13 protein-coding genes are annotated in these 16,110 nt (G+C 60.0%); 12 read left to right on the top strand and 1 reads right to left on the bottom strand.

Going from position 1 to position 16,110, the window contains the following annotated elements:
* Positions 1 to 10 precede the first annotated feature (10 nt).
* Positions 11 to 610, bottom strand: a complete 600-nt coding sequence (locus CEY11_RS08595) for a recombinase family protein (protein WP_088602966.1) — start codon at positions 608 to 610, stop codon at positions 11 to 13.
* A 219-nt stretch (positions 611 to 829) separates the two neighbouring features.
* Here CEY11_RS08595 and CEY11_RS25530 point away from each other — a divergent pair, with 219 nt between their 5' ends.
* The 12 genes from CEY11_RS25530 (at position 830) to CEY11_RS08540 (ending at position 16,039) form a co-directional block, all read left to right on the top strand.
* Positions 830 to 1,189 (top strand): hypothetical protein, encoded by a 360-nt coding sequence (locus tag CEY11_RS25530; protein ID WP_088602965.1) that lies wholly within the window; start codon positions 830 to 832, stop codon positions 1,187 to 1,189.
* A complete protein-coding gene (locus tag CEY11_RS25945) occupies positions 1,116 to 1,352 on the top strand; it encodes a recombinase family protein (protein ID WP_332888360.1) in 237 nt (78 codons plus the stop codon). Before CEY11_RS25530 ends, CEY11_RS25945 begins: the two co-directional genes overlap by 74 nt.
* 129 nt (positions 1,353 to 1,481) lie before the next feature.
* Positions 1,482 to 1,985 carry a hypothetical protein gene (locus tag CEY11_RS08580; RefSeq protein ID WP_088602964.1) on the top strand — a complete coding sequence of 168 codons (504 nt, stop codon included), beginning with the start codon at positions 1,482 to 1,484 and terminating at the stop codon, positions 1,983 to 1,985.
* Between the two features lie 40 nt (positions 1,986 to 2,025).
* Positions 2,026 to 2,409: a hypothetical protein gene (locus CEY11_RS08575; protein WP_088602963.1), complete on the top strand. Its 384-nt coding sequence runs from the start codon at positions 2,026 to 2,028 to the stop codon at positions 2,407 to 2,409.
* Between the two features lie 222 nt (positions 2,410 to 2,631).
* Entirely contained in the window at positions 2,632 to 2,823 is a 192-nt protein-coding gene (locus CEY11_RS08570) for a hypothetical protein (RefSeq protein WP_088602962.1), read from the top strand.
* A 9-nt stretch (positions 2,824 to 2,832) separates the two neighbouring features.
* Positions 2,833 to 3,270, top strand: coding sequence for a Rha family transcriptional regulator (locus tag CEY11_RS08565; RefSeq protein ID WP_088602961.1), 438 nt, complete (start codon positions 2,833 to 2,835; stop codon positions 3,268 to 3,270).
* Between the two features lie 325 nt (positions 3,271 to 3,595).
* Positions 3,596 to 4,396 carry a hypothetical protein gene (locus CEY11_RS25075; RefSeq protein WP_143322739.1) on the top strand — a complete coding sequence of 267 codons (801 nt, stop codon included), beginning with the start codon at positions 3,596 to 3,598 and terminating at the stop codon, positions 4,394 to 4,396.
* A gap of 263 nt (positions 4,397 to 4,659) precedes the next feature.
* Complete coding sequence (locus tag CEY11_RS25070) at positions 4,660 to 4,872, top strand: hypothetical protein (protein ID WP_143322737.1); 213 nt, start codon at positions 4,660 to 4,662, stop codon at positions 4,870 to 4,872.
* 628 nt (positions 4,873 to 5,500) lie between these two features.
* Positions 5,501 to 7,294, top strand: coding sequence for a hypothetical protein (locus tag CEY11_RS08555; protein WP_088602959.1), 1,794 nt, complete (start codon positions 5,501 to 5,503; stop codon positions 7,292 to 7,294).
* Positions 7,295 to 8,078: 784 nt separating this feature from the next.
* Positions 8,079 to 8,531 (top strand): hypothetical protein, encoded by a 453-nt coding sequence (locus CEY11_RS08550; RefSeq protein WP_088602958.1) that lies wholly within the window; start codon positions 8,079 to 8,081, stop codon positions 8,529 to 8,531.
* A 21-nt stretch (positions 8,532 to 8,552) separates the two neighbouring features.
* Complete coding sequence (locus tag CEY11_RS08545) at positions 8,553 to 10,994, top strand: hypothetical protein (RefSeq protein WP_088602957.1); 2,442 nt, start codon at positions 8,553 to 8,555, stop codon at positions 10,992 to 10,994.
* A 29-nt stretch (positions 10,995 to 11,023) separates the two neighbouring features.
* Complete coding sequence (locus CEY11_RS08540) at positions 11,024 to 16,039, top strand: transglycosylase SLT domain-containing protein (RefSeq protein ID WP_088602956.1); 5,016 nt, start codon at positions 11,024 to 11,026, stop codon at positions 16,037 to 16,039.
* The last annotated feature ends 71 nt before the right edge of the window (positions 16,040 to 16,110 follow it).

Genomic DNA, 16,110 nt, shown 5'->3' with positions numbered 1-16,110 from the left:
TGCCCGAGCGTTACGCGGGCGCATGCTCCTTGATAATCCTCTGCACCGTGCCTGTGCCGCAGCCGACCGCTTGGGCTATCTTCAACATGCCCATGCTCTGGCCGCGCAGCTCGAGTACGCGGGCCACTGTCTTGCCGTCCACCTTGGGGCGCCCGCCTATGCGGCCCTGTTCCTTGGCACGTTTCAGACCGGCCTTAACCCGTTCCTGAATCATGCTGCGTTCGAACTCAGCGAATACGCCGCACATTTGGAACATGGCTTTACCTGACGGCGTGGTGGTGTTCAGGCCCTGCTGGTGTAGATAGAGGTCTACGCCTGCCGCCTGTATGTCGCCTAGAAATGAGACAAGGTGCTGTAGGGAGCGCCCAAGGCGGTCTACAGACCACGCTGCTATAACGTCGAACTCCCGGCGCACCGCTCCCTTGAGCAGCTTATCGAACTGTGGCCGCTGGTCGCGTCCCTTCGCGCCGCTGATGGCATGGTCTACGTACTCGCCGGTAACTTCCCAGCCGTGCCGCCCGGCGGCGGCGCGCAGTTCAGCTAGCTGGTTCTCCGTGGTCTGGCTGTCGGTTGATACGCGGGCGTATATGGCAACGCGCTTGGCTTTCATGGCTGCACCTCATGCTTGATTGTTGCCGCCAGTCTATCCGCAATTCATACAGAAAACAAATGTTATTTGTATATCACGGGTCGAGCCGCGCCTCCCTAGGCAGCAGGCCCGCAATTTCGGGAGGGTTTTCTGTATGGCCGCTGATTTGATGGCTAGCGCGTGCGGTTGCAGTTTCTCAACGTGCGCGGGATACTCGCAACAAAAAGCAATGGAGGTGGTATGACGGGCGTAATAGCTTTCTTGCTTGTGGCGGCGGTAGTCGGGTTTAGCTTGTACTCGGATAAGCGGGATAAACAAGAAAGGCGCGCACGCGCAAGCGTCGCATACAGCCAGTTCTGGCCCGCATGGGAGCGATGGAGAACTAGTAAGCATCGGATTGCAATTGACCCGATGACCGGCGTAGGTGTGCAGAACCCCGGTTTCTGGGCGTTTGCCAGGCACTACGCTAACGAGAACGCCGCCTTTGGTGCCTACTTCGAACTCTCCGAATTGATCCTTAGATCGGATGAGTACAAGCGGCAAAGCATCGCGGGCAAAGGTGAACCCGCTGCCGATGTGGAGCGAAGCGGCACTTCATGACGTACCGGAATGTGCAGGGGAATTGATACTTGCCGTGCTGTCACAGGTGGCCGACATGGAGCGCAAGCGGATAGCCGAGCGTACAGCAGCGGGCCGGGAAAAGGCCAAGGCTGACGGCAAGCACGCCCAAGCGGCACGGAAGGCGGCAGCCTGCGCGTATTGAACAGGCACACAGACCAAGCAGACGACGGCCCTTCGGGGCCGTTTGCCTTTATGCCTGTTGCTTAGCAGGCAGACCGGACGGATACTGTGACAAAAGTTAACTTGCTTACGGGCAAGAGGAGGGACAGCAATGGGTGTATTCGTGGTGGTGGTCATCCTGGCCGCTGCGGTCATCATATGGGTGAATCAACGAAGCCGTCCCCACGTCATCGCCGTTGATCTGCATGCCGCGTTTGAGGCCTTTGTCTATGCAGACAAGTCATATGATCTAGCGCAAAAGGCGGAGACTGCGGGCGATCTGAGCACAGCATTTGCGCATCTATGCAGCGCAATGCATCAGACTGTGGTGGCGGCGCACTTGGCAAAAACCGGTACACCGCCTCCAGACAGTTCAATTGATGAAGAAGCATCACTCATACAAACGATAGAAAGCGGCCGGCCATTCCTTCGCAGCCTAGGCATTAATGATGGCCTATGGACTGACTTAACGATGATGCAAATTTCGTTCGATGAGTCGCGTAAGGTTGATCGCCACCGGGCCATAGCCCTGCTGTATGCCTGTCGCACGGAGAACGCCCGAGTAGCAGAGCTGTACTTCGGCCCTCAGCGCACTTGGGGCAAGCTGCGGGCCTGATTCGCACCGAGCACAATTCTATGCAAGGCACGGAGTAAGCATGCACGAAGGATTCCGAGAAAGCCACAAGATAGAAACCTACAAGTCCATGATTACCCTATCTGTGGAGGTATTCAGGGCTTTAATCCTACTCAATGGCGCGGCGGCTGCGGGCATCGTGGCTGCAATGGACAAGCTATCGCGGCTACTGGCCCCACACACCTTGCGCCATTCGTTGACGGCGTTTTTGCTCGGCTTGATTTTTGCCATGCTAGCGACTTTGGGCGGGTGGTTCACACAGAACACGTTACACAACGAGAACATAGCCGCAATCGCTAGGGGCAAGCATTTACGGTGGGTGCAGGCAGTGGTGTTACTCTGCGTGGCCAGCATCGTTGCGTTTTCGGCGGGTGGCTTGATCGCCGTTTTCGGTATCCAGCAGTAGCCACTCGCCGCACCCCAACTACCACCATCTCCAGCGCGTGCGCCACCTTCCGGCATTCATCCGGGGGATTCTCCAGCGCCGCAGCACCCAAGCGATTCAAAGCAGCCAGATGCGTAGCGCGTTCGCGCGTGCCCTCGGCGCTGCCGCCTGATCGCACCCTTCCCTACTCTCTTTGCCTCTTTTGCCGCGCAGCGGGTCGCCGTTGCGTGGCGAGGAATGTACATGCAATTCGACTTGAGCAACTTGCCGGAGCTGTCCCGCGACGGCTCCGCATTCATTACCCGTACCTACGACAAGCAAGGCCGCTGTATCGCGGCGCATGCCACCAGTAGCGGGAAGTGGCGGTACATCCGCATGGCCCCTAGCAAGCTGAACGCCTTGCAGAAACTCGAATCCCTCTTTTCTCCCGTATAGGAATTGACCATGAACAACAACGTTGTAGCACTGAGTACCGGCGTGCCCCTCACCATGTCCACGCAGGAGATAGCCCGGCTGGTGGGAAAGAATCATTTCCATGTTCTACGGGACGCCCAGCGCACGCTGGAGGGGCTGGGACAAGATGCATCCAAATTTGGAGGCATCTATTCGGACGCCTACGGCAGGGAAAAACCCTGCCTAAACCTCCCCAAGCGGGAAACCCTGATTCTCGTGTCCGGGTACAGCGTCCAGATGCGGGCGGCCATCATCGACAGATGGCAGGAGCTGGAAGCGGCGAAGCCGCCGGAGCTGTCCCGCATGCAGCTAATCCAGATTGCCATGCAATCCGAACAGGAACGGCTGGCCCTGGCGGGCGAGGTCAAGGAGCTGACGCCGAAGGCGCAGGTATACGACCAGATAGCCAATGCTGAGGGGAAGTATTGACAATCGGCAATCGTTTCCGGTAGAGTCACGCCTTCGCAGGAAACTGCGGCGTTCGTGAATACAGAGCGAGCGGAAACGAATTGCTGTTTGAGCGTTCCGGGCATCCAAATAAGTCCTGGCGGGGCGCCGTGCCAATAGCACCCCCGGCGATGGGCCATAACACCCCAGCCGACCGGATACAGAAGGCACACCAATTAGGCTTTTCCCATCATGGGAGAGGCTTGCTTGGTGTGCCTTTTTTTTGCTTTCTGTCCGAGCAATCGGGCTTGCTCTTTAACAATCTGGAGGTTGTACCCCGGCGTGGTGGCACCGGGAGGCAAGCCGTATGCAAACCCGGCAAAGCAGCAGTCACTGGCATGTCAACGCCGACAGGTGCGAACTCGCACGTAAGGAGGAACCCGGCTGGCATGCATGCATCAGGGCGGCAGCCCTACCAATCCAACTTTTGATAAAGGAGCACTATGCAAAGAATCGACATCAACCCGGACGCAGCGCCCAAGGCTATGCAGGGACATATGAGGCGATGACTTCTACGCCCAAGGCCAAGCGCCCGGCGACAGCCAAGCGCAGCCATAAATCTGGAGGCAGCGCTGTCGCCGCTACGACTCCCGGCCCCGCCCCTGCCGGAGGCGCGCCGCAGGCCGAACGCTTGAAGGCCGCAGAAGCTGAACGAGCCGCCGCGCTGCGCGACAATGACCGCATGCAGGCGTTCATGGGCAGCCTTGTGCCGCTGAGCACGGAAGCCCTGTATGCCCTGAGCGTGGAATGTGTGGAGCAGGCCGAGCAGCTATGGGATACATGGAGCCATGATGAACGCTGCTGCCGCGTGCAAGAGTACTGGCTAATCTATGGGCAGGCGTTCAAACGCTGGCTGGCAGGCGAGTTTGGGCCGATTGACCTGTGGGGGGAGGTGCCGGGCAAGCGATTCGAGTTCGGCGACCTGCCAGCAGGCGGTACGAAGCTGGGCCAGGCACTACGGCGGGGGAAAGAGTACGCACTGCGGAGCATCCTTGCGTCAGGTGATGAGCTGCTAAACCTGCGGGCACGCCGGGAACAGGGAGGGGCCGCGCCGAGGATAACGCCGGATTGGTCGCAAGATGACGACGGCGACACAGGCGCGGATTGACCGGCGCGCCTGGGCAGGCAGCGCGGGCGTTTCGGGACTCATATAGAAGAAAAGGAACGGGGTGCCTGCCTGTGCGCATGCGCGCGTGCGGGTATCTGTCTATTTCTTTTTTCCGCACATTGCCCCGACCCAGCGCCCGGCGCACCGCCTGCCTTGCTTGATTTGTGCCCCATATAGGATAGATACCATATCCATTTCATATTGGCCCCATAAAGACAAGGCCAATCGATGGCTGTCGCCAATCAATCCACACCAGAGGACATATGGATAAACATCCTATCGAGGACAACACACGAGAACAAGACTATTTCTCGCTGCTCAAACTCGACACCAATGGCACGCCCGCAGCCGCCTACCGGCGCGCCGTTCAGGCTTGCACTGGCTTCCTGCCGACCTGGGCGGAACGCGCCAAACCTGGCCGCGCGCGCCGCAATAAAGTAGCAGGCCAGCCAAGCAGCAGGGACGCCCAGCAATGAGTAACCGTAACCGCAATGCCTGCGGCGACAACAGCCCGTACACGCTGGAGTACAGGCGATGGGTGGCCGAGTTGCACGCAGTCCGTGGGCTACCGATCAGACAGATAGCCCAGCAAGAGGACTTATCGCCGCATCTGGTGGCAGGTTGGCATGGGGCTTACAAAGATGGGCACTATGACCGGGCTGCGCCTGCCCCGCAGCTACCACCGAGGCCGGACTGCCGACCAGCGCCCGGGCGGTACGCCTCTGTATACCCTGTACCAGAAGCGGTAAAGCCCGCTGTCCGGCAGGACGCAGCCCCAGCAGTCACCAGCGACGGCCCCGCCAAGGCCGATACCCAGCAGCACCCGGTACCAAGCAGCAATGCGCTGGTGCCCACGGCCACCATCCAGACACCACAGGGAACCATCACCGTCCCGGCTGACCCTGGCCTGATACGCCAGATCATGGGTATCAAGTAGCCCGACCAACTTAACGGGGGTGGTGCCCATAAACCATATTCTTTTCTTGGGACTACCCCCTTTAAATCAATTCCACTTTCCAGGAGCACCTATTGCCGCCACCAGGCCGGATAAAGCACAGGTCGAACGCAGCATCTGCCCTTACAGATCGGGCATTAGAAATTCAGATGGCCGTAATCCAGCTGGAAAATACGGTTTTACCTGACCAGTACAAAGCCTTGCACTACATGCTGGGAAGCATGGCGCGGCAAGCTGTCGGGCTGGATACCAGGCGGTACGCCTACAGCCTCCCTTGTGGGGGCGGCAAGACCCAAGGGGCCATTGCCTTGATTGTCGCGGCCTGGGAGCTGGATCTAGGCTTGACGTTTGCTGTAGCCGCCTCACACGTAGAGGCTCTATGCGACTTCAAGCGTCAGCTAATGGGCCGTGGGATTCCTGAACAAGCCATAGGGCTATGGCATTCCCTTCGGGTAAACGCAGCCAAGGCGCAAGCAGGATCGGGCTATGCCTCTCTGCCTGCGACTCCAGATGATGACGCCAGGCCGATACTGCTACTCTCTCACGAAAAGCTAAGGCGGGGCAACATCCCCGAGTACCGGGGTCAACCGCGTAGCCTGACGATATGGGACGAGTCCTTGATTGCTACACGCGCGCACGCCATCCCCGTAGCGGACATACAGGCGGCAGCCGCACTCGCGCCGCAATACGCGCCTGCTCTGGTTCCGTATCTGGCTAAGGTGGCAGCTGTGGCCACGGTAGAGCTGGACGCGCTGCGGGCCGATCCAGAGCGGCACCCACAGGTGTTTGCTGACGTATTGTCACCGGGTGAGCTGGACGCGCTGCGGGCAGCCCTGGAAGGCGTCCACGGCTCAAACAGTTACATACGAGCCATACGCGATACCACGGAGGGCCTGCTATCCCTGCTTGATAGTCGGGTGTCCGTGGTAGAAACAGGCAGCGGCAAGGCCGGGGATGGCGTACTGCGGTGTGACGTGCTGGTATCCCCGGCGCTGCAGAACATTGCCATACTGGACGCAAGCCATGCAATTAGGTTATTAACTCGCGCCGACCCCAGCATCGTTGATCGCACAAGCCCAGAAATGCGCGCGTACCGCAGGTACGATAACGTCACCCTCCGGCTGATCAATATGCCGACCGGCAACCGGCGCATGGCGGCTTCGCCGGCCGCGTCACTTCCAGCTGCGCGAGAAATTGCACGCGCCATAGCTGCGGCCCCTGCTGACGACTGCGTACTCATTTTCACGTTCAAGCGGTCGCTATCCCACTTGCAGCGGAACCTGGAGAAGATCGGGGTTGACCTCTCGCGGCAGATCACAGTTGACGGCAAGCAGCGCCCCCGTATTCAGTTCCTGACCTGGGGCCAAGAGACTAGCAGGAACGATATGCGGCATTGCCGACTGGTCATCATGGCGGGCGTACTGCGGCGGGACGCGCTTGACCTAGCGGCTAGCTTGACCGCACAGCAGCAGGCAGCGCAGCCCCGGCGTAACGCCCGCACGGAAGTTGCCGAAGTGATCATAGCCGAGCAGGCCCACTGTGTACTTCAAGGTATCCACCGGGCCGCCTGCCGTATGTCGGATGCCGATGGACAGGCGGGGCGCACGGATACACTGATCCTGTCGGCGGACACGGGGGGCTTTCGCGCAGTCCTTGAAGAAGCCATGCCTGGGGCGCGCTGGGTGACTTCGGAGCCAATGGACAAGCAGGCGGGCGAGAGCAAGACCGACACCGCCGCGCATGCCATCCTGGGTTACTTGGCGGGTCTAGCTGAAAATATAACCAAGGTGTCTACGCGAACGCTAAAGCAGGCTATCGGGGCGGCGGGGGAATTAGGCACGGATTCATTTTCTACGGCTATCGACCGTGCGGTACAACGCGGAGTGTTGAAGGGCATCCGCTGGCACAGAGAAGGCCGCAGCCTTGCAAGAAATACTGGCTAGCAGCGCATGCATTTCCGATTGACGTACTCACGCGGCCCCTGGTAGGATGCGGCTGTTGTGTCACCAAACACGGCCGAGCCTGGCAGCTCGAAATCTCATCGGCGGACTTCCGCACCACGCGGATTTTTTTTTTTATGTCTGTAGCTTGTGCACGCTTTTCTATGGCGGGCTTGAGCGGGGACGCCTCCGGGCGTGCCGGTGTCCAATGAGGCCGGTCTGCCACCTCGTTCAATGCCCCGCCGCCCCCGCGCCTCTTGGCCAGGGGTTGACGCGGCTCCCACCCTGCACGATGGAGCAAACCGCATGAGCAGTATCCGCAGCATCAAACGCCGTACAAAAACGCTGATTGGTCAGAAAAAACGCCGGTGCTGGCGTACTCGGTATGTCAAGCCAGACCGGCCCGTTATCCCAGCAGCAGCAATACGGGCAGAGCGGATCTTCGCGGCACAGTACGACAGGAAGGCCGCGCGGGACGAACAGCGCCAGCGTAAGACCATGCGGCCTGCGTATAGCCGATCCTCCGAAAAGGGTAGGCTTGATGCTACGTGGGTTTATCGCAAAACGCCCGATAGATCCGTAAGGCGCAAAGCTCGACATACACAGACCGCCCCATCAGCCACGCCCGCAAGCATCTAGCAGCGCGCCGCAATACAGGCCCTAGCGTTCTAGCGGCCTCCCATCCCCCTTCCATTTCCATTCACGGCCCTGTAGCTCAGGGTCGCGGCTGCGATCGGCCTGCGTTTCTAGGATCGCACAGACAGCCGCATTCAATCCAAGGAACACCATGACAGATCAACATACCCCCGCTGCACGCAGCAACGATGCGCACCAGTCCGCCACCGCCGATGACGACATGGAGTGTTGGGACTACATCGACGGCACTACGTCCTTTTCCCGGCCATCCGTGAACGGGAAAAGCCTCTTTGCTTGCGTGCAGGAAAAGACCAACCTTGCCCATCAAAGCTCTGAGGTATACCAACTTGCCATCAGGCGCGTTATCGAGCGTGCAACGGCAGAGGCCGTAGGGGTTTCAACGATAGGCAAATACAAAACGGCGTCGGTCTGGCAGATTGATTCCGGTGAACTGCTAGTACGCCGCGTGCCTATGGAATCTGCGCCGAACATGCAGCCGGTTTCAGTGGACGTCACAGCACAAATGGTCATAGACGAGTACCGCGAAATCCTGCAACGCCGCCATAACAAACCGGCTGACGTGCATACGCCCGCAGGGCAATAACCATCAATAAGGAAACCACGTATGGCAGGTGATTACGGCCTTGATTCAGGCGGCAATGTTGTACTCCAGCAGCCGGAGAGCGTAGGCAGCGGCCCGGCTACTCGGATAGGCGGCGGCAGCGCACAGGGATTTACGGCCTTCGGCCAAGCATCGCAAGCGCCGCAGAGCAATTTCGCGGCTGCTGCTGATTCCAGCATACGCACGCTGGACGCCCTGAACAAGCTTACGGGCGGCATCATGCAGCAGGCTATCGAGCGTGCGCAGAAGCGGCAGTACTTCGAGGGCATGGCCCAAGTAGCACAGGGCAAGACGCTGCTGGATGTAGAGAAGGAACAGCCCTGGTACACCAAGATCTTCGGCCCTTCCGCCTCTGTCCAGGGGGCGCAAGCAATGACCCTCTCGGCGGCGCTGAACAAGGCAGAGTCCGACTTCTACACGGCTATGCCGGACTTGCTCCAGAAGTCGCCCGACGAGGCCCGCGAATGGCTGGTGGGCCAAATGTCGCAGGTGGGGAACACAGGCGACCCGAACATGGACGCCATGATTCAGGCGAAGCTGGCCGAGCAAATGCCTACCATGCTCTCGCAGCACCTCAAGCAGCACTTGAAGTACGTGCAGGAGCAGAACACAGTCTCCTTCGGGAACTCCATTGTGACTGCGGGCACGGCCTTGCAGAACAAGACCCAAGCGGGTGCGGGCTTCTTCACGCCAGAGGAAATGCAGCTGGAGACACAGCGAGCCGTGGACGCCTTCAAGCCTATACCCGGCATGACGCCGGATGCCTGGCAGAGCACCACGGTCAAGGCACTACGTAGCGGCATGATGCAAGGGAACTTCGCCATCTACGAGGCGTTCAAGCAGTCGCCTATGTACGCGCAGCTGTCGCAAGACAACAAGACGCACCTGGAAACGCAGGTGCTTCCGTATGCCCAGCAGTGGGTACAGCGCAACGACCCCAGCTACCTTGATCGCTGGATGGATCAATCGGCCCTACAAGTGGCCCTGCTGCACGGCGGCGGGCCGCAGACCGCCGAGGCGCTGACGGCATGGACGACGGCGCAGAATGAGAAATGGCGCGTGCAGTCCGGCAGCGATAAGCCTCTGTACGACAACGCAGCCATAGCCCGCCTGGAGGCCGCGCGGCAGCGTGGCATGCTGTATCTGGAGCACCAGAAGGCCATAGCACAGAAGGCCCGAGACAAGGCTACCGCGCAGGCGCAGGATGTAATCGGCCAGGAAACCGCCGTGCAGTGGTCGCTGAACAACGGGGCCATGCATCCCGGCCTGGACAACGTATCGCCCGACGTGGCGCAGCGCGCACTGGATAAGTCCTGGCAGGACGCGGTAGCGTCGAACGACCCGGTGAAGCTTACCAACCAGATCAATAAGCTATCGGTCGCCTCTGCGATGGGCAGCAAGATGGTGAATAAGTCGCTGTCCATGCAGATGACCACGGCAGCGAATAACTTCTTCACGCAGGGCACCGCGATCAATGACGACATGAAGCAGCAGCTTAATTACATGCGCATCATGACCGCCGCCCCCGGTGGTATCGCAGCCCTGGGGCAGTACGTCGGCGGCGAGAACGCAGCTAAGATGGTGGCCTTCATGCAATCCGGCGTGGACATGCGGAACCCCAGCGACGTAGACGCGATCCGCACGGCGATCATGCGAAACTTTCACGCGCCCGTGTCCAAGGAAGACCGCAAGGACGTAGCTAACTTCCTGTCCAGCAATGACACGGTATTTCAGAAGTACCTACCTATATTCGGCCAGGGGGCGCTGACGCCGTATTCGCTGAACGACAAAACCAAGGAGAGGCTTGGCTCGCTGCTGACCCCCGAAGTTGCCCGTATGCGCGCTTCCGGCGTAGGCGGCGATGCAGCTGTGCCGCTGGCGTTCTCCATCATGTTCCGCGACCCATCCAAGGTGGACTACGTGGATGGCACGCTGTCGGAACCCAATCCGTCATCGAACTGGAAAAGCATGTTCGACGCCGTGCGGGAGAAGATCGGCATTACCAACCAGGGCAGCGAGGACTACCAGAAGGCCGTTACCAACGTCATCAATAACGCGATGGCCAAGGCGGTAGCTGCATCCACACTTCCCACCACGCAGATTGCCCCGCCACCCAGGGGCAGCATACCCGAGGCTTGGGTGTTGGATGACGCTACGGGGAAGATGAGGCCATTCCAACCTGTAATAGATCCGTTTGACCCCAGCAATTATCAATCTGCTACCGCGCGGCAGATTGGCCCCGGCATATTGCAGGTAGAACGCATGCCCAAGAACGCCACAGCGGGTATGCAATCCGTGTGGGTAACGATTACAGCACAGCAGGTAGTGGACGAGTACGAATCATTGCTTAAAAAGCACGCCGACACCGCAGCGAAGCATCGCGCCCGGATGGACACCCTGGGCAATCGTCAGCAAGACATGGCGACCGGCTTCCTATTCAACTAACCCGGACACCTATCAACTCAAAGGACTAGATGGACTACAACGACTTCAAGAAGTTATCCCCGGATGCCGCGATCAGCGCCGCCGCGTCATTCTCCGGCTTCACCCCCGCTGAAATTCGGGGGATCTGGCACACGGAATCCGACAACGGCCAGAACAAGGGGCCGTCCTCTGCTGGCGCGCTGGGTGATTTCCAGATCTACCCCAAAACTCAGCAATCGCTGGAGGGGCGGCTAGGCATCCAGTTCGACCCCAACGACTTCCACGATTCCCTGTTCATGGCCGCACAGGTGCTCAAAGAGAACCTGGGCCACTTCGGCAACAAGCCCGATGCGCTGCGCGCCTATAACGGCGGCTGGGATAAAGCGAAGTGGGGCAACGCGGAAACGTCCGCATACGCGGGCAAGGTGCTAAGCGCAGCCGGTGAGAAGGTAGTCGATACCTTCCAGGCCACGGAGGGGCTACCGGCCTTTACCAAGGCCGCTGCGCGCTTCCAGGCGCTGGACGATAGTGGGGTAGACGCCCCGCTGTTTAAAGAGACTGGCAAGCCTACAGAAGCCTTCCAGGCGCAGTACGGCCCGGAGGATGACCCCGAGTCCGGCCTGTACGACGAAGATGCCCGCCGACTGGCGTTCGAGGGGCAGCACGCAGGCTTTGCTGAATCCGTACTGGACTCGATGGTACACAACACCATTACGGGGCAGCTTGCGGCCTGGGTGGACGAAGGCAAGCCGGATCCATCGTTCAATGCCATGAGTGACGACAACAAAGCCATCATCCAGAAGGCCGGGCTGTACGGCAACGATCAAATGATGGACTACGTTCTCGGGGCCGTGAACGCCAAGGACTTCACGCACCGCCTGGAAGTGGCGCAGGAACGCAGCGATCTATTCCGCCGCATGGGGAATACGCCCGGCTGGTCGCCAGAGCTGGGCCAGCTGGTAGGCGGCATGGTTGACCCGGTAGCTATCCTTGGCTCGGCTGGCGCAGGCGCAGCAGTGTCCCTTACCCGAGGCGCAGCAGCGGCTGGCCGAGCTGCCCGCTTCATGCGCGGTGCGGCAGCCGGTGCGGCGGAGAACGTCGCGATAGGGGAACTCGTAGACCACATGGAGAACCAGCGGTTCCGCATGTCCTCTCTACTGACCAATGCCACGTTCGGGGCAGCTATGGGCGGCATCGGTGGCTTGATGCATACACCCGATGGCAAGTTAGTCACTGACGACAAAGTAGACGTGCCCGAGGACTTCAAGCCCGTACTGGACAATGCCCGAGAGAACGTCGAAGCCGTGCAGAACAGCATAAGCAATCGGGAACGCGCGAAGGGTTTAGCAGGCGACGACCCGGACGGCCCGGTGGATGACCTGTCTATCAGCACCGACGCCGCCGACATGCCCAATGTTGACCTGGGCACCGGCCCATCCCCCGGCCCGCGCCGCGTGGAACGCGAAGATGGCAGCGTGTACTACGAGGGCCTGACGCAGGAGCAGTACACGCCCGCTGACGCCTGGAGTCCCACGCTGGGCTACAAGCCCGAGCCCACGCTGGGCGACCCCACGTACCGCGCCCTACATGATGCCGGGATCATTACCGAGCTGCGCAGCGCGAAGGACTTGCCCGAGGTATCCAGCTATCAGCGCCACTTTGGCGAAGCCATCCCCGATGACGCCCAGGCCGTGTATATCCCCCAAGAGGATCGCGTGTACGTGTTCAAGGATCGGCTGACCAAAGAGAACGCCGAGAACCCTATGGGCTTGGTCATGCATGAGGTAGGCGTTCACTACGGCCTTGAACGCACGGTAGGCACTGAGCGTTACCGGCAGATCCTGGGCGACCTTACCAAGTCCGAAGATGCGCGCGTGCGCGAAGCCATGAAGGCGATCCCCACGGACACCCCCGAGCACTTGCGGCTTGAGGAAGCCTTGGGCTATCTGGTGGAGAAGTACCCCACGCTGGGCGTGGTGCAGGACATTGTGGCCAAGCTGCGGAACTGGCTGCGCGAGAACGTGCCGATGTTCAAGAACCTGGCGGTATCCGCCAACGACGCAATTGCCTACGTGCGCGGGTCGCTGGAGCGAGCACGCCGCGAGGGCAAGCAATCCGCCGACTTGACCTTCCCCTACGTGTGGCACGGCTCGCCTACCAAGGGCATAGAGTCCCTGGACTTGTCCTATGCGGGCAGCGGCGAGGGAAAGAGTGCCTTTGGCTTCGGCCATTACGTCACGTCCGAGAAGGGCACGGCCCTGGACTATCGGAACAAGGAAACAGCCCGGCGCGGCAAGCCTGCTGAATCAGGTGGCTTGTACCGACTGCGGGTCAACGCTGACCCGGCGCATATGGTCGATTGGGACGCGCCCGCCGCTGGCCAGCGCGCCGCCGCCGCGTTCAAGGAGCACGGCATAGAGCTGGAGGGTAAGACCGGAGGCGAGGCGTACAACGAGCTGGCCGAAAAGCTGGGCAGCCAGAAAGCTGCGTCGGAAGCCTTGGCGGCTGCGGGTGTACCCGGCATCAAGTACGCCACAGGCCGTACACGCGGCGCTAATGTGAAGAACTCGAATTATGTTCTGTTCCGAGATTCCGACCTGTCTATGGAGGCGCGCTACTCCCGCACCGGGCAGCAGCCTACCCAGCGCAATGCGCCGGACTATCACGGCTTCACGCTGAACGCGCGTGAGCAAGCCGTAGCGGATCACTTGAGCACGGTCAACGATAAGATAGACCCGGCCATGCAGCAGCAGATAGACCGCTTGCAGGCGGTGCTGGCCAAGGCACCAGAATGGGTCAAAAGCAAGTGGGCCATGTCGCCCGGCGTGTCTATGTCCACTTCCTCCAGCGTGCACGCCAGGCAGGCGGGGGCGGTACTGTTCGAGAACTCTATCGGCAGCGCCGCACGCCCGCGCAATGGTACAGTTTCTATGGACTTCGAGCGGCTGCGATCAGCCTACAGCAGCCCATTCCTACTGCAAGCAGACCCGCACATTACCGGCCTCATGACCACCAAAGAAAAATTGGATCACATGGCAGGAGGAATCAAGGCCCGGCAGCGTATCTCTACGCTGGCGATCGAGGAACGCATGAAGCACCGCGCAGCTGTGCAGGCTGGAGTAGCGCACGTGTCTACCGCCCCCGCCGCTGTGCAGAAGCTAGCCAGCATCATGGATCAGCAAGTGTTCAAGATGGTAGAGGACGGAGTAGCAGCGGGCAGCGAGTACGCCGATGCAGTCAAGGGCGGCGGGGTTGTCGGCTTCATGCCTCAGATATGGAACTGGCGGAAGTTCGGCGAAGCACTGGAGAACGATAAGCCAACGTGGAACGCGCTGCGTAAGAACTTCAAGCAGCAGTACATGGAGAGGCAGGTAGATCCGGTACTAGCCGAAATGGTGAAGGATGGTGCAGACCCGGCTGCTATCGCGGCGGCGCGGGATCGCTTGGTACAGCAGGTAGATAGCCAAGTAGATAACCGGCTATTGAAGGCGCTGCAAAGCCCTGACGAACGGGTTACAGGTGAAGGCCTGGAGTACGAAACGCTAGCGGCCCAGCTGCTGGATGAACTATTCCACGGTGCAGAAGTCACGGACGACGTAATAGCACAGTTCCGCGACAAGTTGACCGCGCTTCGCAAGGACTACAGCCGGACTGAGTTCGACCTTCTGCGGGAAGTAGACGGCGTGCGCCTGCTGGACTACGTGGAGCATGACCTACCCGAGACCATTACGCATATGGCCCGCAGGTTCGCTGGGCAAACCGCTATGGCCAAGCATGGCTTCAAGTCCAAGGCGGATTTCGACTCGCTGCTAAAGCTGGTACAACAAGATGGGCCGCGCCGCCAGGACATAGAGCATATCAAGTTCGCAGGCCGCGCCTTTGGCTTCGCGCCGATGGTTGTCAAGGATTATCCGCTGCTGGAAGCCCTAGGCAATTTCACGTATTCGTCAATAATGGGCAAGCTGGGCATAGCGAACCTGGCCGACCTGTCCAACATGGTAACGGCGCTAGGCATAGGGCAATTACCGCAAGTGGTGGGGCTGGCCCTGAGTAAGGAAACGCCGATAGTTAAGCAGCTTGGGGAAATGTTCGGCACCGGCCTTACTGGTGCAGATCACCGCATCCAGAAGTACACGGCAGACCTGAAACCGAACGGGCGGGCAATGCATGGTTTCGGAGAGCGCATTCTGCGCATCTCGCAGCGGGTGGCCCACGCCACAGGCTATATCAGTGGCGCGCACGCGGTAACCCGTATGCTGCACAAAGCTTTCCTACCGCTGTTGACCGAGACATTTGTACGTGCGGCGCGCGGCCTTGATGGCGGCATGAGCACGGCCCGCCTAGCTGACGCCGGGCTGTCCAAGGAAGTACTGGCTCGCATCAAGACCCAGCTGGACAAGTACGAGCCAAGCCGTAAGGAAGGCGATGCGTTCCATTGGGATAAGTGGGATGACCAGTACGCGGCAGACAGGATGATTGACGCTATCCACCGGGCAACGTACCAAGTGCTGCAGCGCGCCCTTATTGGTGAGGCTCCTATGTGGCGCAGCGAGTCCGCTATCGGAGCTGTCCTGGGGCAGTTCCACGGCTACGGCATGACGGCAATGGGCAAGCAGGTTATCCGCAATGCGGCCTTGTTCGACGCCCGCACGGCGGCGGCTTTCTCGTTTGGTCTTGTGTGGGCGTCTCTGCTGTATTACTCCCGGCTTCAACTCAATACCGCCGGTATGTCGGCTACGGCGGCGCGTGAGTATATGGACAAGAACACCAAGGGCTTTGCACTGGCTCAAGGTGTACTGACGTACTTCAACATGTCCGGTATCTTGCCCGAGGGGGTGGGCGTGGCTGATGTGCTGTTCGGTGGTCATGCTTACCAGAACGCCCCCGAGGCAGCAGCCGCTATCAGCTTCTACGGCAACACGACGAAAGCGGCGCATGGCGTGGTCAACTTGTTGACAGGCTCCGACAATCCCAACAGGGACAAGCGCGCAATCCTACGTATCGTGCCGGGCGGTAACTCCATCATTGGCACGTACATGATGAACCATTGGAAAGAGCCGGACTAACGGGGCAAGCAAGGGCCGGGGCAATCCCAGCCCGCCTCCCTTATGCTGCCTTCGCCGTCGCGCCCGCGACT

Source organism: Candidimonas nitroreducens, from assembly GCF_002209565.1.
Taxonomy (GTDB): domain Bacteria; phylum Pseudomonadota; class Gammaproteobacteria; order Burkholderiales; family Burkholderiaceae_B; genus Candidimonas; species Candidimonas nitroreducens.
Note: the sequence above shows the minus strand (reverse complement) of the source record. Positions and strands in the feature narration are given on the sequence as shown.

Excerpts from the sequence above, each read along its gene's own strand:
- CEY11_RS08595 (WP_088602966.1), bottom strand. The coding sequence starts at position 610 with ATGAAAGCCAAGCGCGTTGCCATATACGCCCGCGTATCAACCGACAGC.
- CEY11_RS25530 (WP_088602965.1), top strand. The coding sequence starts at position 830 with ATGACGGGCGTAATAGCTTTCTTGCTTGTGGCGGCGGTAGTCGGGTTT.
- CEY11_RS25945 (WP_332888360.1), top strand. The coding sequence starts at position 1,116 with ATGAGTACAAGCGGCAAAGCATCGCGGGCAAAGGTGAACCCGCTGCCG.
- CEY11_RS08580 (WP_088602964.1), top strand. The coding sequence starts at position 1,482 with ATGGGTGTATTCGTGGTGGTGGTCATCCTGGCCGCTGCGGTCATCATA.
- CEY11_RS08575 (WP_088602963.1), top strand. The coding sequence starts at position 2,026 with ATGCACGAAGGATTCCGAGAAAGCCACAAGATAGAAACCTACAAGTCC.
- CEY11_RS08570 (WP_088602962.1), top strand. The coding sequence starts at position 2,632 with ATGCAATTCGACTTGAGCAACTTGCCGGAGCTGTCCCGCGACGGCTCC.
- CEY11_RS08565 (WP_088602961.1), top strand. The coding sequence starts at position 2,833 with ATGAACAACAACGTTGTAGCACTGAGTACCGGCGTGCCCCTCACCATG.
- CEY11_RS25075 (WP_143322739.1), top strand. The coding sequence starts at position 3,596 with ATGCAAACCCGGCAAAGCAGCAGTCACTGGCATGTCAACGCCGACAGG.
- CEY11_RS25070 (WP_143322737.1), top strand. The coding sequence starts at position 4,660 with ATGGATAAACATCCTATCGAGGACAACACACGAGAACAAGACTATTTC.
- CEY11_RS08555 (WP_088602959.1), top strand. The coding sequence starts at position 5,501 with ATGGCCGTAATCCAGCTGGAAAATACGGTTTTACCTGACCAGTACAAA.
- CEY11_RS08550 (WP_088602958.1), top strand. The coding sequence starts at position 8,079 with ATGACAGATCAACATACCCCCGCTGCACGCAGCAACGATGCGCACCAG.
- CEY11_RS08545 (WP_088602957.1), top strand. The coding sequence starts at position 8,553 with ATGGCAGGTGATTACGGCCTTGATTCAGGCGGCAATGTTGTACTCCAG.
- CEY11_RS08540 (WP_088602956.1), top strand. The coding sequence starts at position 11,024 with ATGGACTACAACGACTTCAAGAAGTTATCCCCGGATGCCGCGATCAGC.